The 20830-nt window shown below is 58.4% G+C and carries 19 protein-coding genes; 8 read left to right on the top strand and 11 right to left on the bottom strand.

Going from position 1 to position 20830, the window contains the following annotated elements; all coding sequences use genetic code 11:
• Nucleotides 1–7: 7 nt before the first annotated feature.
• Genes nadC through nadA form a run of 3 tightly spaced genes read right to left on the bottom strand, consistent with a single transcriptional unit; the run spans nucleotide 8 to nucleotide 3479 of the window.
• Complete coding sequence (gene nadC / locus AC2FIR_RS09980) at nucleotides 8–856, bottom strand: carboxylating nicotinate-nucleotide diphosphorylase (protein WP_496745993.1); 849 nt, start codon at nucleotides 854–856, stop codon at nucleotides 8–10.
• Entirely contained in the window at nucleotides 853–2418 is a 1566-nt protein-coding gene (locus tag AC2FIR_RS09975) for an L-aspartate oxidase (RefSeq protein WP_496762255.1), read from the bottom strand. Before AC2FIR_RS09975 ends, nadC begins: the two co-directional genes overlap by 4 nt.
• 8 nt (nucleotides 2419–2426) lie before the next feature.
• Entirely contained in the window at nucleotides 2427–3479 is a 1053-nt protein-coding gene (gene nadA, locus AC2FIR_RS09970; RefSeq protein ID WP_496762254.1) for a quinolinate synthase NadA, read from the bottom strand.
• Between the two features lie 332 nt (nucleotides 3480–3811).
• On the opposite strand from nadA, the gene AC2FIR_RS09965 reads away from it, so the two are divergent.
• From AC2FIR_RS09965 to AC2FIR_RS09935, 7 genes are all read left to right on the top strand, one after another.
• A complete protein-coding gene (locus AC2FIR_RS09965) occupies nucleotides 3812–5338 on the top strand; it encodes an ABC-F family ATP-binding cassette domain-containing protein (RefSeq protein WP_496745987.1) in 1527 nt (508 codons plus the stop codon).
• A gap of 188 nt (nucleotides 5339–5526) precedes the next feature.
• On the top strand, nucleotides 5527–6507 hold the full coding sequence (gene bioB, locus AC2FIR_RS09960) for a biotin synthase BioB (protein ID WP_496745985.1): 981 nt from the start codon (nucleotides 5527–5529) through the stop codon (nucleotides 6505–6507).
• On the top strand, nucleotides 6504–7637 hold the full coding sequence (locus AC2FIR_RS09955; protein WP_496762252.1) for an 8-amino-7-oxononanoate synthase: 1134 nt from the start codon (nucleotides 6504–6506) through the stop codon (nucleotides 7635–7637). Before bioB ends, AC2FIR_RS09955 begins: the two co-directional genes overlap by 4 nt.
• Nucleotides 7634–8254: a dethiobiotin synthase gene (bioD, locus tag AC2FIR_RS09950; RefSeq protein WP_496745981.1), complete on the top strand. Its 621-nt coding sequence runs from the start codon at nucleotides 7634–7636 to the stop codon at nucleotides 8252–8254. Before AC2FIR_RS09955 ends, bioD begins: the two co-directional genes overlap by 4 nt.
• The gene (gene bioA, locus AC2FIR_RS09945; RefSeq protein ID WP_496745979.1) at nucleotides 8251–9534 is read left to right on the top strand and encodes an adenosylmethionine--8-amino-7-oxononanoate transaminase; all 1284 of its coding nucleotides are present in this window, start codon (nucleotides 8251–8253) and stop codon (nucleotides 9532–9534) included. Before bioD ends, bioA begins: the two co-directional genes overlap by 4 nt.
• A complete protein-coding gene (locus AC2FIR_RS09940) occupies nucleotides 9534–10154 on the top strand; it encodes a pimeloyl-ACP methyl esterase BioG family protein (RefSeq protein WP_496762250.1) in 621 nt (206 codons plus the stop codon). The genes bioA and AC2FIR_RS09940 overlap by 1 nt, the downstream gene beginning before the upstream one ends.
• A complete protein-coding gene (locus AC2FIR_RS09935; protein WP_496745977.1) occupies nucleotides 10151–10909 on the top strand; it encodes a methyltransferase domain-containing protein in 759 nt (252 codons plus the stop codon). Before AC2FIR_RS09940 ends, AC2FIR_RS09935 begins: the two co-directional genes overlap by 4 nt.
• A 36-nt stretch (nucleotides 10910–10945) precedes the next feature.
• Here the strand turns inward: AC2FIR_RS09935 and AC2FIR_RS09930 are convergent, their stop codons facing one another.
• From AC2FIR_RS09930 to AC2FIR_RS09895, 8 genes are all read right to left on the bottom strand, one after another.
• Nucleotides 10946–11689 carry an ABC transporter ATP-binding protein gene (locus tag AC2FIR_RS09930; RefSeq protein WP_496745975.1) on the bottom strand — a complete coding sequence of 248 codons (744 nt, stop codon included), beginning with the start codon at nucleotides 11687–11689 and terminating at the stop codon, nucleotides 10946–10948.
• Nucleotides 11686–12552, bottom strand: coding sequence for an ABC transporter ATP-binding protein (locus tag AC2FIR_RS09925; RefSeq protein WP_480812848.1), 867 nt, complete (start codon nucleotides 12550–12552; stop codon nucleotides 11686–11688). The genes AC2FIR_RS09930 and AC2FIR_RS09925 overlap by 4 nt, the downstream gene beginning before the upstream one ends.
• A complete protein-coding gene (locus AC2FIR_RS09920) occupies nucleotides 12549–13463 on the bottom strand; it encodes an ABC transporter permease (protein WP_170611779.1) in 915 nt (304 codons plus the stop codon). Before AC2FIR_RS09920 ends, AC2FIR_RS09925 begins: the two co-directional genes overlap by 4 nt.
• Nucleotides 13460–14515 carry an ABC transporter permease gene (locus AC2FIR_RS09915; protein ID WP_496745973.1) on the bottom strand — a complete coding sequence of 352 codons (1056 nt, stop codon included), beginning with the start codon at nucleotides 14513–14515 and terminating at the stop codon, nucleotides 13460–13462. The genes AC2FIR_RS09920 and AC2FIR_RS09915 overlap by 4 nt, the downstream gene beginning before the upstream one ends.
• A complete protein-coding gene (locus tag AC2FIR_RS09910; protein ID WP_496745971.1) occupies nucleotides 14515–16110 on the bottom strand; it encodes an ABC transporter substrate-binding protein in 1596 nt (531 codons plus the stop codon). Before AC2FIR_RS09910 ends, AC2FIR_RS09915 begins: the two co-directional genes overlap by 1 nt.
• A gap of 30 nt (nucleotides 16111–16140) precedes the next feature.
• Nucleotides 16141–17193 carry a dipeptidase gene (locus tag AC2FIR_RS09905; protein WP_480913557.1) on the bottom strand — a complete coding sequence of 351 codons (1053 nt, stop codon included), beginning with the start codon at nucleotides 17191–17193 and terminating at the stop codon, nucleotides 16141–16143.
• A gap of 137 nt (nucleotides 17194–17330) precedes the next feature.
• Complete coding sequence (locus AC2FIR_RS09900) at nucleotides 17331–18668, bottom strand: MFS transporter (RefSeq protein ID WP_480492220.1); 1338 nt, start codon at nucleotides 18666–18668, stop codon at nucleotides 17331–17333.
• A 4-nt stretch (nucleotides 18669–18672) separates the two neighbouring features.
• Nucleotides 18673–18930: a metal-sensing transcriptional repressor gene (locus AC2FIR_RS09895; protein WP_170611769.1), complete on the bottom strand. Its 258-nt coding sequence runs from the start codon at nucleotides 18928–18930 to the stop codon at nucleotides 18673–18675.
• Nucleotides 18931–19219: 289 nt separating this feature from the next.
• Here AC2FIR_RS09895 and AC2FIR_RS09890 point away from each other — a divergent pair, with 289 nt between their 5' ends.
• A complete protein-coding gene (locus tag AC2FIR_RS09890; RefSeq protein WP_496762248.1) occupies nucleotides 19220–20734 on the top strand; it encodes a malonate--CoA ligase in 1515 nt (504 codons plus the stop codon).
• Nucleotides 20735–20830: the final 96 nt, after the last annotated feature.

Genomic DNA, 20830 nt, shown 5'->3' with positions numbered 1-20830 from the left:
GCCCAGTTCAGAAATCCAGGCCTAGGTCGATTGTCCGGTAGGAATGGGTCAGCGCGCCGGAAGAGATATAGTCCACTCCGGTGGCGGCGATTGCTGCAACCGTTTCACGGGTTACGTTGCCCGACGCCTCGGTTACCAGACGTCCGTCGACCATCGCGACCGCTTTTGCCAGGGTTTCCACGGACATATTGTCCAAAAGAACCACATCCGCGCCACCCACATCCAGGACCTCGGACAGTTGATCCAGGCGGTCGACCTCGATCTCGACCTTCATCATGTGTGAGGCACGGGATTTCGTAGCCCGCAGAACGGCGGCGATCCCACCGGCGGCGGCAATGTGGTTGTCCTTGATCAGGATTGCATCTGACAGCGAAAAACGGTGATTGAAACCGCCACCATGCAGGACCGCCTGTTTTTCGACCAGACGCAGCCCGGGCGTGGTCTTGCGGGTGCAGGTGATGCGCGCCTTTGTACCTTTGGTTTCCGCCACAAGGGCCGCTGTTTTTGTCGCCACGCCAGTCAAACGTCCGGCAAAGTTCAGCGCGACGCGCTCTCCGGACAGGATCGAGGCGGCGCTGCCCCTGATTTCCATCAGCGTTTCACCTTTGGCGCACCGCTGACCGTCGACGACAAGCGAGGTAATCTGAAGTGATGGGTCGACCAGACGGAAAGCCAGTTCCGCGACCTGCATTCCGGAAACAACAGCGTCTTCGCGCGCGTTGAGACGGGCCGTGTACTGCGTTCCTGCCGGAATAACGGTCAGGGTGGTGATGTCGCCATTGGAGCCGAGATCCTCCATCAATGCAGCCCGGACAAGGGGCTCCAGGATCATGTCAGGCAATGTCGGGATTGTCATTGTAGAACCTTTGCGATGCGGTCGCGCAGTGTCACGGCTTCGCCGAGTGTCAAAGCTGATCGTTTGCCGGGGCCGGGATCTGTCTGTGGAAAATCGGACCGAAAATGCGCGCCGCGGCTTTCTTCGCGCATCAGCGCGGCTGCGGTAATCAGGGTGGCGGTTGCAGTCATGTTCAGAAAACTGGCCGATGCCGCGTTTTGGCTTTCGAGCCTGGCGATTTCGGACAGCGCCCGGTGCAATCCCTTGCCGTTCCGAACAACGCCCACGTACTCCGTCATTACCCGCCGCAGAATTGAAACCGCTGGGACCTCTGTTTTCGGGTCACCTTTAGCCGGGTCAATCGAGACCTCAGGGCAAGGCTCCGCTGCCGTATTCGCTGCGATGTCTTGGGCGCAGGTGCGGGCAAAGACCAACGCCTCCAGCAACCCGTTTGAGGCGAGGCGATTGGCTCCGTGCAGGCCCGTGGATGCGGCTTCGCCACACACCCAAAGCCCTGTGAGGGTGCTGCGGCCGTTAAGTTCTACTTCAACACCCCCCATGTGGTAGTGAGCTGCGGGCGTGACAGGGATCGGTTGGGAAACGGGATCCACCCCATTGCGAATACAGGCGTCGGTCACGGCCGGAAATTGCGTTGTGATTTCCACACCAATGGCCGCCCTTGTGTCCAGCGCAGGCTTCTTTCCGGATTGCGCCTGCAAGTAAACTGCCCGGGCAACAATATCTCGGGGTGCCAGATCACCATCGGCATGAACCCCTTCCATGAAGCACTTCCCGGCTTTGTCGATCAGAACCGCCCCTTCACCGCGCAATGCCTCGGTGGCCAGCGGCGTTGGATCTTCGCCGACATCCATTGCGGTCGGATGAAACTGGACGAACTCAGCATCAGCTATTCGCGCCCCGGCACGGGCGGCCATGCCGATCCCCTGCCCGCGGATACGCGCCGGATTGGTGGTTTGGGCGTATAACCCCGCGGACCCGCCAGTCGCCAGAACGTGTGCGGCCCCGCGCAGAAGCACTGGTTTGGCGCCGTTGTCGGCGGCAGCAGTCAGGTAGACGCCGCTTACATGTTTGCCGTCGCTTTCCAGCCCGATGGCCTGAACCCCTTCGATCACCTGAACCGACGGGGTCCGGCGCAATTCGGCAATCAGAGCACGCATGATTTCAGCGCCTGCCTGATCCCCTTTCACCCGCACCACGCGTGCAGCGGAATGAGCGGCCTCGCGGGATTGAATATAGGCCCCGTCCGGCGTGCGATCGAAATCAGTACCCAGATCAGTCAGATCCAGAACATGGTCGCGGGCAGAGCGGGTCACGTATTCGGCAACCTCACGCAGAGCGGACCCGGCCCCGGCACGGATGGTGTCTTCGGTATGGGCTTCAGGACTGTCACCCGGAGCCATGGCAGCGGCGACCCCGCCTTGTGCCCAAGCGGAACTGGCCCCTGACCCCAGCGGCTCGGGCGAAATCATGACAACGGGTCGTGGTGCCAGTTTCAACGCGGCGTAAACGGCGGCCAGCCCGGCGCCGATAACGACCACCCTTGGAGTCACAATTTCCTGCATCGGCTGGGTCAAATACCCAGCTTGCGGGACAGGTCGATCATTCGCTGCACGGACAACCGCGCCTTTTCGGCAATGCTCGCGTCAACCTCGACCTGACCGGTCATCGTGTCGAGTGCATAAAGCACCTTTTCCAGCGTGATCTTTTTCATGTACGGGCACATATTGCACGGCCCGACAAATTCGACTTCGGGCAATTCATCGGCGATGTTCGACGCCATCGAACATTCCGTGATCAGCAGTGCTTTCTCGGGCTTTTCTTCGGTGACATACTTGATGATGCCGCTCGTCGATCCGGAGAAGTCGGCCTCATTCACCACGTCCGGCGGACACTCAGGATGCGCAATCAGGCGCGTACCGGGATTCCATTCCCGGAAATCGCGCAGATCGCTGGCGCTGTATTGTTCGTGAACGATGCAGGACCCTTCCCACCAGACTACGTTCTTTTGCGGCACGTCACGTGCCACGTTCTGGGCCAGGTACTGGTCCGGCGTCATGATGACCGTTTCACTGTCCTGCGCGGCCACGATCTGCGCCGCGTTCGACGAGGTGCAGCAGATGTCGGATGCGGCTTTGACCTCGGCGGTCGTGTTCACATAGGACACAACCGGTGCGCCAGGATAGCGGCGGCGCATTTCCGCGATTCCCTCGGCTGTAATGGACTCGGCAAGCGAACATCCCGCCTCCATGTCCGGCATCAATACCGTTTTTTCCGGGCTGAGGATCTTGGAGGTTTCCGCCATGAAATGCACACCACATTGCACGATCCCATCTGCCTCGACCTCGGTCGCCTTGATCGCCAGTTGAAGGCTGTCACCCCCAAAATCCGAGATGCCGTGAAAAATCTCTGGCGTCATATAGTTATGGCCCAGGACGACCGCATTCCGCTTGGCTTTCAGATCATTGATCGCCTTCACGTAAGGGGCATAGATCGCCCAGTCCGCCGGGGACACAACGCGGGACATGCGCGCATAAATGTCTGCCATACTGGCGGCCAGTTCCGGCGATGGGCTGAGGTCATATTTTTCGGAAAGATGCGCGCGCTGCGCGGGTAGGTCGAACACGGGACTGTTTTTCTGCCTGATGACGTCGTGAAGCTCTGATTATTCGATTTTCTTCAGAATGGCTACCGTCAACGTGAACCGGCAAAACTGACCCAAATTTTCTGCGATGGATGGCCAAGGCGGTTGCCAATCGCCCGCAGTTTTCCTAGCCTGACGCAAAGGTAACAACCAACAAAAGGAGGGCACGAGCTGAACATGCGTATCATCCGCCGACTTCAGCACGGTCCCCGTTTCGCCCTGTAGATCCGTTTACAGGGCCGACCCGAGACACCTTTCATCGACGGTCTGCTCAAAGCCGCTGTGCGGCCATACCTTCTGGGTGCGAGATTTCCATGACTGTCATCAACATCAATGCCTTGGGCGTGACCCTTGGCGCGACTTTATTTTCTGACCTCAACCTGACCATATCGAAAACCGACCGGATCGGTCTGGTGGCCGCAAACGGACGCGGCAAGTCCACGCTGTTTGCATGCCTGTCGGGCGACCATGAGCCAACAACCGGAGAGGTTACCCGCGCTCGCGGCTTGCGAGCCGTACACGTAAAACAGGACATTCCGACCGGTGCGCTGGCGCACAGCTTGCACGATTGGGTCCTGGCGGGCCTGCCACCAGAGCAGGCGGTTTATGAAAGCTGGCGCGCGGATGTCGTGCTGGATGAGCTTCAGATCCCCTATGAGTTGCATCACAGGCCGCTGCGCGATCTGAGCGGCGGATGGCAGCGCACTGCCATGCTGGCCGCGGTCTGGATCACCAGACCGGACCTGCTGCTCTTGGACGAGCCGACCAACCACCTTGACCTTAACCGGATTGCGCTGCTGGAAAACTGGCTGGGCGCGCTGCCACGCGACGTGCCGGTTGTGATCGCCTCGCATGACCGGGCGTTTTTGGATGCCACGACCAATCGTACCTTGTTTCTGCGCCCCGAAAATTCCCGCGTGTTTTCGGCGTCATACTCATCGGCCCGTGCAGCCCTTGCAGAATCTGACGCAGCCGATGAGCGGCAGCAAGCCAATGAACTGAACAAGGCCCGGCAGCTTCGTCGTCAGGCGGCAAAACTGAAGAACGTTGGGGTGAATTCCGGCTCTGATCTGTTGCTGACCAAAACCAAACAGCTGTTACTAAGGGCCGACAAGCTGGAACAGTCAATCGGTCACGTTCACCACGAACAATCTGCAGGCGATATCCGGCTGGCGAACAGCGGCACCCATGCCAAGGCGCTTGTCTTTTTGGATGATGTGCCTGTTCGCTCGCCAAACGGGCAATTACTTTTCAAGACCGGCCGGAAGTGGATTGCGCGCGGGGACAGAGTTGTGATGCTTGGCGCGAACGGTGCTGGCAAGTCACGTTTAATCCAGATGATACAGGCAGCTCTGGCAGGGGCCGAAGATGGCATCAAATGCGCAGCGTCTATTGTTCCCGGCTTTTCCGATCAGCATCTGAGCCAACTGGATGATGCGGAAACTCCTTTGGCTATGGTGGTGGCACAGTTTTCCATCGGCGATCAGAGGGCGCGTTCGGTCCTGGCCGGGGCTGGAATTGACTACCAGATGCAAGACACAAAAATTGGAGCTTTGTCCGGTGGCCAAAAGGCCCGGCTGGCGATGCTGGTGCTGCGGCTAAAGGCACCTAACTTCTATTTGCTCGACGAACCGACCAATCATCTGGACATCGACGGGCAAGAGGCGCTTGAGGCCGAACTGACGGAACATGACGCAACCTACCTGCTGGTCAGTCACGACCGAAGTTTTCTGCGGAATGTAGGAAACCGGTTCTGGAGGATCAAAAACCGGAAACTTGAAGAAATAGACAGCCCTGACACGTTCCTGTCTGACCAAAGTCAAGGTGGCGCGGACGACTGACGAACATTCTATTTTGCGTGCGTTTCCACGGCGCGGCGCTGCACTGCAGCGCCGTGTTGGCTCGCAACGCGTTCAATTCGCTGGTTTTCGCCTGAATGCCTTCCCACAAGGGAGATTCCAGTTGTAGTTTTTGGGTTTATCAATAATAAAAGCCGGAAAGACAGACGCCTAGGAAAAGTATCGATAAAATGGATCAATCGACCCCCACCTGGACCCGCGAGGCCGCGCAAGCCTTGTACGACATGCCTTTGATGGATTTGCTGTTTCGCGCTCAGACGGTTCACCGCGAAAACTTTGATCCAAACAAGATCCAGACATCCAAGCTGCTCTCGATCAAAACCGGCGGATGCGCCGAAGATTGTGCATATTGTTCTCAGTCCGCTCGAAACGGCTCGAAGCTGTCGGCGTCAAAACTGATTGAGGTTCAGCGTGTTCTGAACGAGGCGCGCAAGGCAAAGGATGGCGGCGCGACTCGGTTCTGCATGGGAGCCGCCTGGCGCGAGCCCAAGGAACGGGACATGGACGCGCTTGTGGCCATGGTAGAGGGTGTGCGCGACCTTGGCATGGAAACATGCATGACGCTCGGCATGCTGGACGACAACCAGGTCGTCCGTTTGCGGGATGCCGGTCTGGACTATTACAACCACAATATCGACACGTCCGAACGGTACTACTCCGAAGTGATCACAACCCGCACTTTCGCGGACCGGATCGATACGATGAACCGGGTTCAGGAAGCCGGAATCAAGGTCTGCTCGGGTGGCATCCTTGGCATGGGCGAGGAAATTCAGGACCGCGTCGATATGCTGGTGACGCTGGCCAACATGTCCCCTGCGCCCGACTCCGTGCCGATCAACATGCTGATGCCACAGGAAGACACACCGTTGGCCGATGCCAAGCCAATCGATCCGATCGACTTTGTACGCGCAATTGCAACCGCCCGCATCATGATGCCAAAATCCTATGTGCGTCTGTCCGCTGGCCGCAGTGAGATGAGCGATGAGATGCAGGCGATGTGTTTCCTGGCCGGAGCAAACTCGATCTTTGTGGGCGAAACCCTGCTGACCGCTGAAAACCCCGAGGAAGATACTGACGCAGTCCTGTTTGCCAAACTGGGTTTGCAGGTCGAAACCGTGGCCGGGCAGAGCTGCGTGGAAGCGGCTGAATGAAGGCATTTGACCGCCTGAAATCCATGCTGGATGTTCTGAACAACCGGCACCGCTATAGGGTGCTCGCACCTCGTTGCGGCCTGGATTTCGCCTCCAATGACTATCTGGGGCTGGCGCAGTCTCCAATGCTGAAGGTGGCGGCGCAAGACGCGCTGGACCGCGGAGTTCCGCTGGGGTCCGGCGGGTCGCGCCTGTTGCGGGGCAATCACCCTGAGCATGAAGCGCTGGAACAGGAAGCCGCCGCTTTCTTCCATGCCGAATCCGCCTTGTTCATGGGCGGTGGGTTTCAGGCAAATCAGGCGATCTTTTCCACCCTGCCCGCCGCAGAAGATCTGGTTCTCTATGATGCATTGATTCATGCCAGCGCGCATGAAGGCATGCGCATGGGCCGCGCCACGACTCTGGAGTTCGCACATAACGATGTCGCCGATGCGCGGCGTGTCATCGCCGAGTGGCATTCGGCCGGAGGCTCCGGTCAGATCTGGATTGCCGTTGAAAGCATCTATTCCATGGAAGGCGATTTTGCGCCTCTGGCAGAGCTCTCGGAGCTGGCCCGCGCCAATGACGCGATCCTTGTTGTGGACGAAGCCCATGCCACAGGCGTATTCGGCCCGCAGGGCAAAGGGCTGGCGCATGGCTTGAACGCGGAACTGCTGACGCTGCACACCTGCGGCAAAGGGCTTGGTGTTGCCGGCGGGTTGATTTGCGGATCAAGGGTGATGATCGACGCCCTGATCAACCGCGCGCGCCCTTTCATCTTTGCAACCGCCCCCTCCCCCTTTAACGCAGCGCTGGTGCGGGCAATGATCAGCGTGCTGAAGGCGGATAGCTCGCTGATTGATGCGGCGCAGGAACGTCTGCGGCATGCCCATGCAGAAGCACGGCGTTTTGGCGTGCCGAACGACGTTCTGAACAGCCAGATCATACCCGTCATTCTGGGGGATGACGGGCGAACAATGGAAATGGCGGCCACGCTCGCAGAACACGGATTCGATGTGCGCGGTATTCGACCGCCGACCGTGCCGCGCGGCACTTCGAGATTGCGTATCTCTATCACCGGCAATGTCAGCAAGGCGGAAATCAGCGCCCTGTTCGAAACACTGAACCGTTACCAGAGGAAAGCGGCATGAGCGCTGTCATCGTGACAGGAACCGACACCGGCGTCGGCAAAACGGTCTTCGCCGCAGGCCTGACGGCGGCGCTTGGCGCCAGCTATTGGAAACCAGTTCAATCCGGGTTGGAGGATGCAACCGACAGCGAAATCGTTGCAACTCTCTCGGGGGCTGAAGTGCTGCCGGAAGCCTATCGGTTGAACATGCCTGCATCTCCGCACCTGTCCGCCGCGGATATGGGTGTCGAAATCGACCTGTCGCAGCTTGCGCTGCCGGAGGTTGACGGCCCGTTGGTTGTTGAGGGCGCAGGCGGGGTCATGGTGCCGCTAAACCGTAGGCATTTCTTTCTGGACCTGTTCACCCACTGGCAGGCGCCGGTGGTGCTTGTCGCGCGTACCGCGCTTGGAACGATCAACCATACGACCCTGTCCCTGATGGCGCTGCGCAACGCGGGCTGCACCGTGGTCGGCGTGGCCTTTATCGGCGATGCGGAACCCGAAGTAGAACAAACCATCGTCGAAATGTGTAACGCCCGCCATCTGGGCCGGCTGCCGCTAATCGACGATCTGTCACACGACACGCTGTCAGCGGCCTTTGAAGCCATCGATGTCAACGCTATCCGGAGCGTCATGTGACCCCACTGGAATTCGACGCACGCCATCTATGGCATCCCTACACCAATGTGTTGAACCCCGGCCCGATGCACCTCATCACCGGGGCCGAGGGCGTCTGGCTTACTCGGGAAGACGGCACACAGATGATCGATGCCATGTCGTCATGGTGGTGCGCAGTTCACGGACATCGGCACCCTGCCATTATCAGCGCAATGCAGGATCAGCTGGCGCGAATGCCGCATGTCATGTTTGGCGGCCTGACGCATGAACCCGCCGTGGAACTGGGCCGCAGGCTGATCAGCCTGTTGCCGGATGGTCTGGACCGCATTTTTTTCGGCGACAGCGGTTCGGTCGCGATCGAAGTCGCCCTGAAAATGGCTGTGCAATATCAGATGGCCATGGGTCGTTCCGAGCGCACGGAATTCGCCACCATTCGCGGCGGTTACCATGGCGACACCTGGAAGGCGATGAGCGTTTGCGACCCCGTCAACGGTATGCACGGGCTGTTTCGGGGCGCATTGTCGATACAGCATTTTTTGCCCCGCCCACAGATCACTTTGGATCAGGACTGGTCTGACGACACGGTCCTCAATGGCCTTGGCGCGCTTGAGGAGTTGCTGGAAACCAAAGGCAATCGAATTGCCGCACTGATCCTGGAACCGGTGGTTCAGGGCGCGGGCGGCATGTATTTTTATCACCCGATCTGGCTAAAGCGCGCGCGGGCGCTGTGCGATGCATACGGGGTTTTGTTGATTTTCGACGAAATCGCCACGGGCTTCGGCCGCACCGGCGAATTGTTTGCGATGCATCTGGCTGACGTCGTGCCGGACATTCTTTGTCTTGGTAAAGCGCTGACAGGTGGTCATATCACTCTGGCGGCCACGGTCGCCACTGAACCTGTGGCTCGTGGGATCGGTGAAAGCGAAGCCAGTGTGCTGATGCACGGCCCCACCTATATGGCCAATCCGCTGGCCTGTGCCGCCGGTGCCGCCAGCCTTGACCAACTTTCCCGGCGCGACTGGCGCGCCGAGGTGCACGCAATCGCACAGCAGATGGCACATGAACTCGCCCCCGCGCGGAATTTGCCCGGAGTGGCGGATGTCCGGGTTCTGGGCGCAATCGGTGTCATCGAGATGGAGAATTGGGTTGATCCCTCTATCGCGCACAGGAAGGCGCCGGAAACCGGTGTCTGGCTGCGCCCGTTTGCGCGGAATATCTATTGCATGCCACCCTACATCATCTCACCGGACGAGTTGAGCAAAGTCACCGCTGCGATGGTGGCGTTGGCCAGGGAATCGTAATGAAACGCCAGTGGTTATCCCGGTCGGAACAATCATCGCTGATCCTTGTTTTTGGTGGCTGGGCGCTGGGTGCGGCCCCGTTTGCAGAACTGACGGGACAGGACGACGTCCTGCTGGTGGATGACTACCGTCACTTGGATGATGCCCTGCCCGAACTCGCGCAATACGACCGCGTTGATCTGATTGCTTTTTCTTTCGGTGTCGCGTCCGCCGCGCATTGGATGGCAATGACTGGCTTTTCACCCGCGCGTCTTGTCGCCGTCAGTGGAACGCTGTCGCCAGCGGATGTGGAAACCGGAATAGCGCCCCAAATGATACGCGCGACAGCCGATGGCCTTACGGCAGACAGTTTTTCGAAATTTTGCCGTCGCGCCGGTTTGCAAGGCCCCGCTCCTGCCCTGAACATCGAGGCCGCACAGGCTGAGCTGCATTGCATCATTGATCGGGGTCCAGCCCCGGAACGTGCCTTTGATCGCGTCTGGATACCCGAAAAGGACCGGATCATCCCGACCGGCGCCCAAAAGGCAGCATGGGCGCGGCAAGGCAAGGCTGTTCGCCCCGTCTCGGGGCCACATGTTCCGTTTCGGGCCGGGCAAAGCTGGGCGGAGTGGATCACATGATGGCGCATTCGACAGACCGGGTTCAGCGCAGCTTCAGCCGTAGCTTTGACACCTATCACCAGGCCGCGGGTCCTCAGGGGCGGATCGCAGAGCGACTGGTAACGGACCTGCGCGATTGCGGCGCGCCGGGTCACTTTTCCTCAGTCCTGGAACTTGGCTGCGGTACCGGGCTTTTGACACAAAAGCTGCGCGAAGCATTTGTCATTGGGGACCTGACCCTCAACGATCTGGCGCCCGAAGCCGGGCTGACTGCACAAACGGCCGCCGCCACGTTCCTATGCGGGGACGCGCTGCAGGTAGACTGGCCCGACCGGCCTGATCTGATCACCTCTGCCTCAATGATCCAGTGGCTGGCGGATCCGGCTGCACTTTTGCGCAGAGCCGCAGACGCGCTTGCGCCGGGTGGTTGGCTGGCAGTCTCGGGCTTTGGCCCAAAGCAGTATCATGAGCTTGCTCAAATCGGCTCGTCCGCAGGGGCACCGGGTTTGTGCCGTTCCGAGGATCTGGTTGCTTCAGTCCAAACTGAAATGGAACTTGTGACATCGGGCGAGCATGTGCAGCAACTGCACTTCGCGTCACCGCGTCTTGCACTTAAACATCTGCGTCAAACCGGGGTCAACGGGCGGGCCAAACAGTTCTGGACCAAATCCGATCTGTTGCGGTTTTCAACAGATTACACCCGCCGGTTCGGGACCGACGCCGGCGTACCCTTGACCTATCATTCAGTCTGGATCGTCGCACGAAAACCGGTCTAAGTCACCTTTGTGCCCGGACCGAACAAGACAGATGGCCTAGATGTAGGAATTGGCAATCAATTGCTGGGTATAGGCATGATGGGCAGATCTGCTTCGCAGTTGCTCGACGCTCAGATGCTCGACGATCTGGCCAGCGTTCATCACGGCAATGTGGTCACACAAATGCCCGACAACCGCCAGGTCATGGCTGACCATAAGATATGTCAGGGATCGCTCGGCGCGTATGTCGGTCAACAGATTGAGAATCTCGGCCTGAATTGAAACGTCCAGCGCGCTGGTCGGCTCGTCCAGCAAAAGCACATCCGGCTCGGCCGCAAGCGCCCGTGCAATTGCAACCCTTTGGCGTTGGCCACCTGACAACTGATGCGGATACCGAAAACGAAACCTGTGGCCCAGATCCACATTGGCCAGAAGATCCTCGATCCGGCGGTCAATGTCGGTCATGCCGTGCAGACGCAGGGTTTCAGACAGAACCTGATCGACGGTCTGGCGGGGGTGAAGCGAGGCATAGGGGTCCTGAAAGACCATTTGAACCGTCTGATAGAACTCGCGCGAGCGATGTCGGCCCAGTTCGGCACCGTTGACATGCATTCTGCCGGACCAGCCGGGTACAAGGCCGGACAGCGCCCGCAATATTGTCGACTTGCCCGAACCGCTTTCGCCGACAAGGCCCAGGCTTTGCCCTTGTGCGACAGAAAGCGAGGCGCTGCGCAAGGCGTCCACCCGATCCCTTCCCGTTCCGAACCAGACGTTCAGATTGTGTATGTCAATCATGCTCATGACTTGACCTGTCCGCTGACTGAAGGCGCATCGGCCCAGGCTTCGTCCCTGTTCAGAACCGCAAGCCGTTCATGCGGCTCATCCAGCCGGGGCAAGGCATTCAGAAGTCCCTGAGTATATGGGTGTTTGGCCTCAGACAGCTTGTCGGCATCGCAGACTTCGACAATGCGCCCCGCAAACATGATCAGCACCCGGTCGCAGAATTCCGCCACCAGGTTCAGGTCGTGACTGATAAAGATCAGCCCCATTCCACGCTCGCGCACTAGATCGTCCATGATATTCAACACCTGACGCTGGACCGAAACATCCAGCGCGCTCGTCGGTTCGTCGGCAATCAGGATCTCGGGATTTGCGGCCAGCATCATGGCGATCATGATCCTTTGCCCCATGCCGCCGGACATCTCATGCGGATAAGCGCGAAGTACCCTTTCCGGGTCTCGGATTGCAACGGCGTCCAGCATTTCCAGACTGCGCGTTCGGGCAGTGGAATGCCCGGCGCCGGTGGATTGGCGATAGGCCTCGATCATCTGCGCACCGATGGTCATCACGGGGTTCAGGCTGAACTTGGGATCCTGCATGACCATGGAAATCTTGCTGCCGCGAACAGCGCGCATCTTGGGTTCGGACAACCTCAGCAGGTCAATGTCGTGCAGCTTGATATGGTCCGCCTCGACAAGACCCGGGCTGCGCACCAGGCGCAGGATTGCCCGCCCAGTCATGGACTTCCCGGACCCGCTTTCGCCGACGATCCCCAGTCTTTCCCGCCCAAGGCTGAAACTGACCCCGCGCACTGCGTCAAACACGCCCCTGCGGGACGGAAACCGAACCCAGAGGTTCTGCACATCCAGCAATTGTTCGCTCATCCCTGGCCCCCTTGTTTAGGGTCAAGAATGTCACGCAATCCGTCGCCCAGCAGATTGAAGGCGAGCGATACGATGAATATCGCCAGCCCCGGCATGGTGGCGACCCACCAGTGATCCAGGATGAAACGGCGCCCCTCGGAAATCATCGCACCCCATTCCGGGCTGGGCGGTTGCGCGCCGAGACCCAGAAATCCAAGACCGGCCGCCGCAAGAATGATCCCTGCCATATCCAGCGTGACCCGAACGATGAGTGAACTGATGCACAACGGCCAGATGTGGCGCGTGATGATCCGGAACGGACCGGCCCCTTGCAGCCTAATGGCGCTGATATAGTCCTGCGATCTGATCGTCAGCGTCTCGGCCCGAGCCAACCGTGCATAGGGCGGCCAGGCAGTGAGCGATATTGCAAGAACTGCGTTTTCGATCCCCGCGCCCAGACCGGCCACAAAGGCCAGTGCCAGAACCAGCCGGGGAAAAGCCAGAAATATATCGGTAATCCGCATCAGGACAAGGTCGGCGATTCCGCCGACATATCCTGCCACGGTGCCAACCAGAAGCCCAAGAACCGGCGCGATAAGAGCGACAAGTGCCACGATGTAAAGCGTTATTCTCGCACCGAAAATCAGGCGGCTGAGGATATCGCGCCCGAGGCTGTCCGTCCCCAGCAGATGTCCTTCTGTCCCAAGCGGAAGCAGACGTTTGCCAAGGTCCTGAACATACGGATCATGCGGTGCCAGAAGTGGCGCGAACAGGGCGGTCAGCACCAGCGCCACAATGATGACCAAACCGATCATAGCCATGACATTGCCGCGCAACGTGAGCCATCCGTTATATATGGAGGCGAGGCGGGCCTGTACCCTGCTTTCCGGTTCTTCCGAGAGAAGCCATTGTCGTAGCGTTTGAGTGGTCATTTGGCCCTCGGGTCCAGAACTTTGTAAAGCAGATCGCTTGTGACGTTCAGCAATATGAAGCAGAAGCCGACAACCACGGTTCCACCCAGAACGGCATTCATGTCCGCACTCAGAAGCGCCGTGGTGATATAGCTGCCGATGCCCGGCCAACTGAAGATGATTTCGGTCAGCACGGACCCTTCCAGCAATCCCGCATAAGACAGGGCTATGACGGTGATCAGTTGCACACGGATGTTGCGAAAGGCGTGACGCCAGATAACGATACGTTCGGGCAATCCTTTTACACGGGCGGTCAGGATGTATTCTGCGCTGAGTTGCTCCAGCATGAAACTGCGAGTCATGCGGCTGATATAGGCCAGCGAATAATAGCCCAGCAGCAGCGCGGGCAGGATAATATGGCTGACGGCATTCCAGAAGACCGTCATGTCGCCGGCAATCAGGCTGTCGACAAGGATCATACCCGTACGCGTCGGCACGATGTCCTCGTAGAAGATATCCAGACGCCCCGGGCCACCGACCCATCGCAACTTGCCGTAGAATATCATCAATCCCATCAGGCCCAGCCAGAAGATCGGCATTGAGTATCCCACCAACGCGATGATGCGGGCAATCTGATCGATCCAGCTACCCCGGTTGACGGCCGCGACAATGCCTAGCGGCACGCCGACCAGAATACCCGCCAGAACACCCAGGGTGGCCAATTCCAGTGTTGCGGGAAAAACCCGCTTGATATCTTCAATCACTGGGCGCGCGTTAAGATAGGAAATTCCAAAATCCAGCCGGGCGACGTCGGACAGGTAGTACCAGAACTGGACAAGCAAAGGCTTATCCAGCCCGAGCATTTCATAAGTTTCCTGATAAACTTCCTGCGTGGCGCGTTCACCCACTATCGCAATCACCGGGTCGACCGGCATCACCCTTCCGATGATGAAGGTCACAAATAACAATCCCAGCATCGTCACCAGAATCGATCCGATCGTCAGAACGGTTGTTTTTAAGACGTGAATGAGAGGCGCGAGCCCGCGCCTCTCGGAATATGTCATGTCGCTCATTACTTGGTTACGACAAAGTAACCGGCTTCGGACACCGCACCGCCAAGGTTCCAGTTGGTGACGTTGCCGCCGATCCCGGATCTCTCAGTCCTTTGGAACATGATTGCAAAGGGCGAAGTCTGGCGGAATATGGCCTGGATTTCCTCGTACATCTCGGCCCGTTTTGCCGTGTCGGGTTCAATCTTGGCCGCATCGGTCATTGCCGTCAGTTCTCCGGGGTTCCAGGAATTGCGCCAAGCAAGAATCCCGGTGGCCTTTGCTTCGTCCGAATTGTCAGGATTCCAGGCAAAGGTTCCGGCATTGGTCTGCGGATCGGGGTAATCCGGCCCCCAAGCGCCAAGATAGGCGTCCAGTTCACGGGCGCGATACCGGGTCAGCACCTGCTTGGCGGTCCCAACAGTGATCTTCATGGTGATCCCGGCCTCGGCCAGCGTGTTCTGGATGGACTGTGCGATCTCGATACGTTCCTGCGCCTCGCGCACACCGACTTCGAACTCAAACCCGGAAACACCGGCCTCGGCCAGCAACGCCTTGGCTTTTTCCGGATCATAGCTGAACGGATTGTCGTCGACCGATCCCATGTAGGTTGCCGGCAGGAAGTTCTGGTGAACCGCCCAGTCACCCTTGAGGAAACTATCGGCCATCGCTTCATAATCGATCAGGTACTTTATGGCCTCCATGACCTTTGGGTTCGACAGTTCGGGGTGTTTCTGGCTCAGCGAGAAATACATGATCTGACCGCTCAGGGCCGCGTACATTTCCAGATCGGCGTTCGACTCGACCGCGGCCATGTCTTCAGGGTTCAGGTTGCGTGCGATGTCGATATCGCCTGCCTCCAGCAACAACCGCTGCGACGCGCTTTCCTGCACATGGCGGGTGATGACGCGTTCCATGGCAGGGGCACCGCCATAGTAATCAGGGTTGGACTGCAGCGAATAGCTCTCATTCGGTTTCCAGCCTGTCAGCATGTAGGGACCGGAACCCGCCGAGTTTGTCGCCAGCCAGGTGTTGCCCATGTCGCCATCCACGGCGTTGGCTTCGACGGTCTTCATATCGACGATGGCGCCGACACCGGCTGTCAGGCAGTTCAGCACAAAGGATGTCGCGTATTTCTTGTCCGTGGTAATCAGCAGCTTGCCATCTTCCACGCGGATCATCTGATCAACGTTTTCAGGGGTGAAACCGAACTGAGTGAGGATGAAGGCCGGTGTCTTGTTCAGCTTGATGACACGGCGCAGCGAGTACGCCGCATCTTCCGCCGTCACCGGGTTGCCGGAGTGGAACTTGACGCCCTCGCGCATCGTGAAGGTGATCGTCTTTCCGTCCTCGGACACGTCCCATTTGGTCGCAAGATCCGGCTGATACCCGGCGTCCAGATCAAGCGGATCGTAATTGACCAGCTTGCCATAAATGTTGCGCGTCATCTCCATGCCGGTGAATTCAAACGACTGTGCCGGATCGGCTGTCGTGATGTCATCGATACGCATCGCCATGACCAGCATGTTGGGCGGCGTTTCGGCAAACGCGGCCGGTGCACCCACAGCCAGTGTCGCCGCAAAAGCTGCGGTGCCGACAAGTTTGGAAAATAACTTCATAGTCTAACTCCCTGTTGATTATGCTCGGGTCTACCCGCCCCAGGTGTCGGTCAGCACGCGCAGCCAGTTTCCGTTGGCTATCTTCGTGATCCGATCTTGTGTGTATCCATGGACCTCCATCGCATTCAGCAATGCAGGCAGCTTTTCTGCGCCGTCGAGGGCATTGGGCACCGTCGCCCCGTCATAGTCCGAGCCCAGGGCCACAGTGTCTTCGCCCATGACGTTGATCATATGATCGATATGGGCCAGAACCTGATCCAACGGCACATCCGGGTCGCGACGACCGTCTGCGCGCAGGAACTGGGCCGCGTAATTTATCCCCACGACACCGCCCTTTTCGCCAATTGCGCGCATTTGCGCGTCGGTCAGGTTCCTGGAATTTGCGCAAATGGCATGGGCACAGGAATGTGTGGCCACCAGCGGCGCATCCGACGTTTCGGCGACATCCCAAAACCCCGCTTCGGTGATATGCGACAGGTCCACAAGAACACCAAGCGTGTTGCACCGTGCGACCAGCGACCTTCCCGCTTCGGTCAGTCCACCACCGGTATCAGGTGATCCGGGAAAGCGGAACGGAACGCCGTCGCAAAAGATGTTGTTGCGGCTCCAGACCGGGCCAAGCGACCTGAGGCCAGCCGCATAGAACAGATCGAGCGCTTTCAGGTCCGGATCAATCGCCTCGGCCCCTTCCATATGCATGATTGCGCCGATTTCGCCGGACTCGCAGGTTAGGCGCAACTCCGCCGCGTTCTTGCAAATGCGCAGCGCCCCGCGTTGCTCAAGCTGAACAAGACTGCTTGCCAATGCAACCGATCGTCTCATCGCCGCATCTTGTGGCAATTCGGGTGGCAACGGCACGTCATAGGTCGCTCCGGCCATCAGGCCATCATAGTCGATCGTATCGTTTTCGGATGGCCCCCAAATGGCGAAGAAACCGCCCAGCAATCCGCCGGCCTTCATTCTTGGACGATCAAGATGCCAGTCCCCGTTTCCGGAACAAAAAAGCGCAAGAGGATCCGAGGCATTCGAACCGGCAATTTTGCTTAAAACGTCATTGTGCCCGTCAATGGCGAATGGCGGCATCTCGAAAACCCTGGACTACGTGTTCTGAGCATGGTTCCGCTGGTTAGTATCAATTTGCAACAAAAAAATCCAAAACTCCGGAAATGTCTTTCGGAGGGATTGCAATAAAATGAATGCCTTCTGGGGACGCCAACAGGTTATAGGGCGGTTTTTGCCTTTGTCTGCCCATCAGCCCTCGGATGCAGATCATCAATAATGATCACGTGCTGATGAGGCTCATCGCCCTGTAGATGTGGGTGATCCTGCGGCAAATCCGGGTGGTCGTGACGGACAGGTCGGCCGTCATCGGCCGGCCATAGTCGCACGGCCGCCAGAAGGCCGAACAAAGCCAGAGCAGACAGTGAGATCATGGCGACAACGGTGCCGAACACGGTGATCAGCCAGCCCGACGCAGGGTAAAATACCAACCAGCAGGCGTGGGACAATGTGAATTGGGCTGCAAAGATTGCCGGGCGGTCTTCAGGATGTGCTGACCGTGTAAGCAGCCGCCCTGTCGGTGTCAGTATTGCGGAATATCCCGCACCAACCAGAAGCCAGCCGACCATCAGAGCGGTTTGGGACAGCGGCGTTGCCAATGATGTCAGCGCCAACGTGAACAGGGTCAGATTGCTTAGCACCGCCCCTGACAGCATCACCTTTCGGTCGGGCACGCTGTTCAGCAGGCGCGGAAGGGTCAATGCGGTCAGCATTGAACCTGCCCCGAACGCCGCCAAGACAACCGCGACAGCGCTTTCCGACAGGCCCAGATCCCCACGCACGATGACAACAGTGTTGACGATGACCATCGCGCCGGTGGCCGAGGCGACCCAGTTCAGCGCCAGCAAGCCGCGCAGGCGCGGCGTTCTGAGATATAGCCGCATCCCGCGCGTTGTCCGATCGTAAATGCCGCGCGGCTTTGCCGGCTTTGGCGACGGCAGAAGCACCGAGACAACCAGAAGCGCCGAAGCGACAAACCCGATTCCGGTGCCCCAGAACAGGTTGTCAAAGCTCATCACGGTCAGCAGCGCCGCGGCGAGCATCGGGCTCAGCAGGCTTTCCATGTCAAACGCAAGACGGGACAGCGACAGCGCCTTGGTATAGTCTCGTTCATCAGGAAGAACGTCGGGGATCGTGGCCTGAAAGGCGGGTGTGAACCCGGCCGATGCCGATTGCAGGACAAAGATCAGAACGTAGACCTGCCAGACCTCTGATACAAATGGAAGGGTCATGGCAACCGCGGCCCGGATCAGGTCGAGGACCACCAGCATTCGTCTCCGATCGACGCGCTCGGCAAATGCCGCCGCAATCGGAGCGATCGTGACATAGGCCACCATTTTGATGGTCAGTGCGGTTCCCAACACCAGCGCCGCCGAATCCCCTGCCAGCTGGAATGCAAGCAAGCCAAGTGCAACAGTGGCCAGACCTGTGCCCGAAAGCGCCACGATCTGGGCGAAGAAAAGATGGCGATAGGTGCGATTTCTAAGAACTGAAAGCATCGGATTACAGGTACTTGCTGATTGTTTTCAACTCTTCCACGGCTCCTTCCGGATCGTCGCCACCCGTCAGACAATGATCGATATGATCATGGATCAAAGCTCGTTTGGCGTTTGTGATCGCTTTCTCGACCGCGTGCAATTGTTGGGCGATGTCGGAACAAGGTTGCTGCAGTTCCAGCATCGAAACCACTTTGGACAGATGCCCTTCGGCCCTTTTCAGTCGCGCAATGATTGCCGGATGGGTTGAGTGGATGTGTGTCATGTTGCGAACCTTATCCTCCCCCGGAGGATATCGTCAATCAATCTATCTTTCTTGTCGAACGGGTCCCGATACTTCGACAAATGGCCACCGTCGGAACAGTTGCGGGCCGTCGAACAACTTCATTTCCACTGTTGAATGCCCGCCTTATGGCTTCTTATGGCTCTGTCCCTGATGACACGTGAGCCCACCTGAAACGCGGCCCAAAATCCCGCGCTGCTCCACTATTTTCGTTGAGCTAGAAATTCTCAGCCGATAAGTCTCTTGCATCGCGAATACAAAGGTCAGTTTCTTGGCAAACCCACTCTATGACAGCCTGCTCGGAATTCATGCGGACAAAGACACACCGTTCCTGCATCTTGCGGATGGCAGGGTGGTTTCTTATCGCCGCTTTCTGAATACAGCGGCGCAGATCGCGAATGTCACTGCGCGGATGGGGTTGCAACCCGGTGATCGGGTCGCTGTGCAGGTCGAAAAAAAGCCCGAGGCGCTTGCCCTTTACGCTGCCTGTGTTCAGGCCGGGTTGGTGTTTTTGCCACTCAATACGGCCTACACGGTCGAGGAACTGACCTATTTCATCGAAAACAGCGGCGCATCTCTGGTCGTATGTGACGAACAGAACGAGGACCAACTGAAGTCTGTCAGTACTCCGATGGGGGCCAGCGTTGTGACCCTCAATGCCGATGGCGGTGGCACATTGATGGAACAGGCCGCCGCCATGCCGAACAGCTTTGCAACTGTGGATCGTACAGGAGACGACCTGGCGGTCTTTCTGTACACCTCCGGCACAACTGGCCGGTCCAAGGGGGCAATGCTGACGCAGAACAACCTGCTGTCCAATGCCCGGACGCTGGCAAAGGAATGGCGGTTCTCGTCTGACGATGTGTTGATGCACGCGCTGCCGATCTTTCACGCTCACGGGTTGTTCGTGGCGACCAATGTCTCTCTGATCGCTGGCAGCCGCATGGTGTTCCTGCCCAAGTTCGATCTGGACAACATCATCACACTGATGCCGACGACCACGACGATGATGGGTGTTCCGACTTTTTACACGCGACTGCTGAATGACCCGCGTTTCACCAAGGAACTGACCGCACATATGCGCCTGTTCGTCTCAGGATCGGCCCCGCTGCTTGCCGATACGCACGTTCAGTTCGAGAACCGCACTGGCCATCGCATTCTCGAACGCTATGGCATGACCGAAACCAGCATGAATACGTCCAACCCCTATGACGGTGAACGGCGGGCCGGGACAGTGGGTTTTCCACTTCCGGGGGTCGAGCTTAAGGTGTGCGACGCAGAAGGCAGTCCGTTGCCCCAGGGCGAGATCGGCGTGATCGAGGTGCGCGGCCCCAACGTGTTTTGCGGATACTGGCAGATGCCGGAAAAAACTGCCGCCGAGTTGCGAGAGGATGGTTTCTTCATCACCGGCGATCTGGGGCGGATTGACGAAGACGGTTATGTCCACATTGTCGGGCGCAACAAGGATCTGATCATTTCGGGAGGCTACAACGTCTATCCAAAAGAAGTTGAACTGGCGCTGGACGACCAGCCGGGTGTTCTGGAAAGCGCAGTCATCGGTGTGCCGCACCCGGATTTCGGTGAAACCGTGGTCGGTGTGATTGTTGCGGAACCGGACGCGCACCCCGATCTGGAAGCGATACAGGCCGCGATCAGCAGCGGTCTGGCCCGCTACAAACACCCACGAAAACTGATCCAACTGGATGAGTTGCCGCGCAATACGATGGGCAAAGTTCAGAAGAACGCGCTACGCGCGCAATTTAAAGACCTGTTCGCGGGCTTGTGACACGATCACCCCGCAAGAGCCCTAGGGGCCTTCGCGTACCATCGGCAGAACCTCAACCCAACCGCTGTGAAAAGAAGATTCTGAGGTCTTCAAGAT

It is taken from the genome of Ruegeria sp. CDSB136 (assembly GCF_059610965.1).
Note: the sequence above shows the minus strand (reverse complement) of the source record. Positions and strands in the feature narration are given on the sequence as shown.

Excerpts from the sequence above, each read along its gene's own strand:
- AC2FIR_RS09935 (WP_496745977.1), top strand. The coding sequence starts at position 10,151 with ATGATGGCGCATTCGACAGACCGGGTTCAGCGCAGCTTCAGCCGTAGC.
- AC2FIR_RS09900 (WP_480492220.1), bottom strand. The coding sequence starts at position 18,668 with ATGCTTTCAGTTCTTAGAAATCGCACCTATCGCCATCTTTTCTTCGCC.
- nadC (WP_496745993.1), bottom strand. The coding sequence starts at position 856 with ATGACAATCCCGACATTGCCTGACATGATCCTGGAGCCCCTTGTCCGG.
- AC2FIR_RS09930 (WP_496745975.1), bottom strand. The coding sequence starts at position 11,689 with ATGAGCATGATTGACATACACAATCTGAACGTCTGGTTCGGAACGGGA.
- AC2FIR_RS09925 (WP_480812848.1), bottom strand. The coding sequence starts at position 12,552 with ATGAGCGAACAATTGCTGGATGTGCAGAACCTCTGGGTTCGGTTTCCG.
- AC2FIR_RS09975 (WP_496762255.1), bottom strand. The coding sequence starts at position 2,418 with ATGCAGGAAATTGTGACTCCAAGGGTGGTCGTTATCGGCGCCGGGCTG.
- AC2FIR_RS09920 (WP_170611779.1), bottom strand. The coding sequence starts at position 13,463 with ATGACCACTCAAACGCTACGACAATGGCTTCTCTCGGAAGAACCGGAA.
- AC2FIR_RS09965 (WP_496745987.1), top strand. The coding sequence starts at position 3,812 with ATGACTGTCATCAACATCAATGCCTTGGGCGTGACCCTTGGCGCGACT.
- bioD (WP_496745981.1), top strand. The coding sequence starts at position 7,634 with ATGAGCGCTGTCATCGTGACAGGAACCGACACCGGCGTCGGCAAAACG.
- AC2FIR_RS09910 (WP_496745971.1), bottom strand. The coding sequence starts at position 16,110 with ATGAAGTTATTTTCCAAACTTGTCGGCACCGCAGCTTTTGCGGCGACA.
- bioB (WP_496745985.1), top strand. The coding sequence starts at position 5,527 with ATGGATCAATCGACCCCCACCTGGACCCGCGAGGCCGCGCAAGCCTTG.
- AC2FIR_RS09955 (WP_496762252.1), top strand. The coding sequence starts at position 6,504 with ATGAAGGCATTTGACCGCCTGAAATCCATGCTGGATGTTCTGAACAAC.
- AC2FIR_RS09940 (WP_496762250.1), top strand. The coding sequence starts at position 9,534 with ATGAAACGCCAGTGGTTATCCCGGTCGGAACAATCATCGCTGATCCTT.
- AC2FIR_RS09905 (WP_480913557.1), bottom strand. The coding sequence starts at position 17,193 with ATGCCGCCATTCGCCATTGACGGGCACAATGACGTTTTAAGCAAAATT.
- AC2FIR_RS09915 (WP_496745973.1), bottom strand. The coding sequence starts at position 14,515 with ATGAGCGACATGACATATTCCGAGAGGCGCGGGCTCGCGCCTCTCATT.
- AC2FIR_RS09895 (WP_170611769.1), bottom strand. The coding sequence starts at position 18,930 with ATGACACACATCCACTCAACCCATCCGGCAATCATTGCGCGACTGAAA.